The organism is Pseudonocardia sp. KRD291, from assembly GCF_019263595.1.
Lineage (GTDB): Bacteria > Actinomycetota > Actinomycetes > Mycobacteriales > Pseudonocardiaceae > Pseudonocardia.
Window position 1 is genome coordinate 1 of record NZ_JADQDD010000418.1, and the last position, 3,823, is coordinate 3,823.

General features: G+C 72.5%; 3 protein-coding genes. All 3 read right to left on the bottom strand.

Annotated features, from left to right (window positions below; all coding sequences use genetic code 11):
• Window positions 1-881, bottom strand: an 881-nt coding sequence (locus I4I78_RS31005; protein WP_308252462.1) for a serine/threonine-protein kinase, incomplete at its 3' end; no start/stop codon positions are given.
• Window positions 882-942: 61 nt separating this feature from the next.
• Window positions 943-2,412 (bottom strand): penicillin-binding protein 2, encoded by a 1,470-nt coding sequence (locus I4I78_RS31010; protein WP_218615067.1) that lies wholly within the window; start codon window positions 2,410-2,412, stop codon window positions 943-945.
• On the bottom strand, window positions 2,409-3,821 hold the full coding sequence (locus I4I78_RS31015; protein WP_218615068.1) for an FtsW/RodA/SpoVE family cell cycle protein: 1,413 nt from the start codon (window positions 3,819-3,821) through the stop codon (window positions 2,409-2,411). Before I4I78_RS31015 ends, I4I78_RS31010 begins: the two co-directional genes overlap by 4 nt.
• Window positions 3,822-3,823: the final 2 nt, after the last annotated feature.

Below are 3,823 nucleotides of genomic sequence, written 5' to 3' on the forward strand. Positions count from 1 at the left end.
GTCGAGGACACCGCGCTGTCCTCGGGGTCGGCGCCCGCCGCCGGTGCGCGTTCGCCGCGGCGCACGGCCGCGATCGCGTCGGCGAACTCACCGCCGTCGGCGTAGCGCAGCGCCGGGTCCTTGACCAGCACCGAGTAGATCAGCCCGCGGATCCGCTCCGGGACGTCCGAGGGCAGCGGCGGCGGCTCGTCGCGGACCTGCATCATCGCCACCGCCACGGCGCTCTCCGCGCGGAACGGGCGCTGGCCGGCCAGGCACTCGTACCCGACGATGCCCAGCGAGTAGACGTCCCCGGCCGGGCCCGCCTCGTCGCCGCTGGCCTGCTCGGGCGCGATGTAGTGGGCGGTGCCCATGACCATCCCGGAGCGGGTCACCGGGACGGCGTCGGCGGCCTTGGCGATGCCGAAGTCGGTCAGCTTCACCACGCCGTCGGTGCGCAGCAGGATGTTGCCGGGCTTGACGTCGCGGTGCACGAACCCGCGCTCGTGCGCGGCCTGCAGGGCGCGGGCGGCCTGCTCGACGATGTCGAGCGCCTCGTGCGGGGGGATCGCCCCGCGGCCGATCCGGCTCGAGAGCGGTTCCCCGCGGACGAGCTCCATCACCAGGTAGGCGGTGCGCCCGCCGCCGGCCGGGCCGTCGTCCTCGCCGTAGTCGTGCACCGAGGCGATCCCGCCGTGGTCCAGCGAGGCCACCGTGCGGGCCTCGATCCGGAAGCGGTGCAGGAACTCGGGGTCGTCGGAGAGTTCGGCCTTGAGCACCTTCACCGCGACGTGGCGGCCGAGCCGGGTGTCCTGGGCCTCCCAGACCTCACCCATCCCGCCGACCGCGATCCGCCGGTCGAGCTGGTAGCGCTCGGAGATGAGCTGGCCGGCGGTGAGGATGCTCATCCGCCCGCTCCGCCGGGGGGCCCTGCGTGGCCTGGGAGCACTGCGTGGCCGGGGGTCATTGGGCGCCCCGCAGGGCCTCGGCGATGACCGCGCGGCCGACCGGTGCGGCCACCGACCCGCCGGTCGCCTCCAGGGCGCGGTTGCCGCCGTTCTCGACCAGCACGGCGACGGCGACCTTCGGGTTCTCGGCCGGCGCGAACGCGACGTACCAGGCGTGCGGCGGTGTGTTCTTCGGGTCCGTGCCGTGCTCGGCGGTGCCGGTCTTGGACGCGATCTGCACCCCGGTGATCTTGCCGCCGCCCTGCGTCCGGTTCTCCGAGCCGATCATCAGGTCGGTCAGCGTGGACGCCACGCCGGCCGGCATCGACCGGGTCGTCCGGTCCGGCTCGGTGGTGTCGACGACGTCGAGCTGGGGGCTCTGGATCTCCTTGACCAGGTGCGGGGCCATCGTCTGGCCACCGTTCGCGATCGAGGCGGCGATCATCGCGTTCTGCAGCGGGGTCAGCCGGACGTCACGCTGGCCGATCGCGGACTGCTGGGTGGACGGGGTGTCCGACATCGGGCCGACCGAGGAGGGCTGGACGCCCATCGGGATCGCCAGGTCCGAGCGGCCGATCCCGAACGCCTCGGCCTCGGCGCGCAGCTTGTCCCCGCCTAGCTCGCCGCCGAGCTGGGCGAACGCGGTGTTGCACGAGCGCGCGAGCGCGTCGCGCAGGGTGGCGGTGGCACCGGTGCCGCAGGGCGTGCCGTCGTAGTTCTCCAGCGTCGTCGTGGAGTCGGCCAGGGTGATGTTCGGCGATGCGGTCAGCGGGCTGTCCGGGGTGAAGCCGTTCTGCAGCGCGGCCGCGGTGGTGACCAGCTTGAACGTCGACCCCGGCGGGTAGATCTCGGAGATCGCCCGGTTGGACAGCACCGAGGGGTCCGCGTTCGAGAACTCCCGGTAGGCCCGCTGCTGCTCCGCGGCGTCCGGGCTCGCCAGCCGGCCGGGGTCGTACGACGGGGTGGACACCATGCCCAGGATGTCGCCGGTCTGGGGTGAGAGCGCGACCACCGAACCGGTGAAACCCTTGCGGTCCATCTCCTCGAAGGCCCGCTTCTGGACGTTCGGGTCGATCGTCGTCACCACGTTGCCGCCGGCCGGGTCGCGCCCGGTGATCAGATCCGAGAGCCGGCGGACGAACAGCCGGTCGTCGGTGCCGTTGAGCACCTGGTCGGTCGAGCGCTCCAGCGCGGTGGACCCGTAGACGGTGGAGAAGTAGCCGGTGACCGGCGCGAACGCGGGCCCGTTCGGGTACTGGCGCTGGTAGCGCAGCCGGTTGTCGGTGTCCACGCTCTGCGCGAGCACCTCGCTGCCGGCGGTGATCTGCCCGCGCTGGCGCGAGTACTCGTCGATCTGCACCCGCTGGTTGCGCGTGTCGTCGCGGTACTCGCCGGCCTTGACGACCTGGATGTAGGTGACGTTGGCGAGCAGGACGACGACCATCACCATCACGGCGAGGGCGACACGGCGGACCGGGCGGTTCACTGCTCAGCCCCCTTGCCGGTGCCGGGACGCTGCACGAGCTCGGTCCCGGCCTCGGCGATCGGCGCGCGCGGGGCGGCCGGGCGGCGGGTCAACGGGGCCCGGGCGACGTGCGAGATCCGCAGCAGGATCGCGACCAGTGCGTAGTTCGCCACGAGCGACGAGCCGCCGTAGGACAGGAACGGCAGGGTCAGGCCGGTCAGCGGGATCAGCTTGGTCACCCCGCCGATCACGACGAAGATCTGCAGCGCGACCGAGAAGGCCAGGCCGGTGGCCAGCAGCTTGCCGAACGTGTCCCGCACGGCGAGCGCGCTGCGCAGGCCGCGGGTGATCAGCACCAGGTAGATGACCAGGATCGCGGCCAGCCCGATCAGGCCGAGCTCCTCGCCGAGCGAGGACCAGATGAAGTCGGACTCGGCGAACGGGACGAGGTCCGGCCGGCCGGCGCCCAGGCCGCTGCCGCCGACCCCACCGGTGCCCATCCCGAACAGCGCCTGCCCCAGCTGGTAGCCGGACCCGTCGAAGTCGGCGAACGGGTCGATCCAGACCTCGACCCGCACCCGGACGTGGTTGAACAGCTGGTAGGCGATCACCGCGCCGCCGACGAAGATCGCCAGGCCGATGACCATCCAGGAGACCCGCTCGGTGGCGGTGTAGAGCAGCACCAGCACCAGGCCGAAGAACAGCAGCGAGCTGCCCAGGTCGCGCTCGAACACCAGCACGCCGATCGAGAGCCCCCACGCGGCCAGCAGCGGCGCGAGGTCACGGGCGCGGGGGAGCTCCATGCCGAGGAACCGGCGCCCCGCGGTGGAGAGCAGGTTGCGCTTCTGCACCAGGTAGGCGGCGAAGAAGACGATCAGCAGGATCTTGGCGAACTCACCGGGCTGGATGCCGCCGACGCCGGGGATCCGGATCCACAGCTTGGCGCCGTTCACCTCGGAGATCGACGACGGCAGCACGCCCGGGATGGCCAGCAGCACGAGTCCGACGAAGCCGGCGGTGTAGCCGTAGCGGGCCAGCGTCCGGTGGTCCTTGACCACCAGCAGCACCGCGACGAACAGGGCCAGCCCCAGCACCGTCCAGCCGACCTGCAGGCTCACCAGGGCCGACGGGATCTCGCGGCCGAGCAGCTGGGCGCGGTCGGCCTTGGCCAGGTCCAGCCGGTGGATCATCACCAGGCCGATCCCGTTGAGCAGCGCGACCGCGGGCAGGATCAGCGGGTCGGCGTACGGGGCCAGCTTGCGCACCGCCAGGTGCGCTCCGGTGAACAGCACCAGGTACGCCGCGCCCAGGTAGAGCAGCGTCGTGGTCAGCTGCTGCTCCTGGTTCGCCTCCACCAGCACGAGCGCACCCGTGGTCAGCACCGCGGCCAGCGCGAGCAGGAGCAGCTCGACCCCGCGCCCGGTGGGCAGCG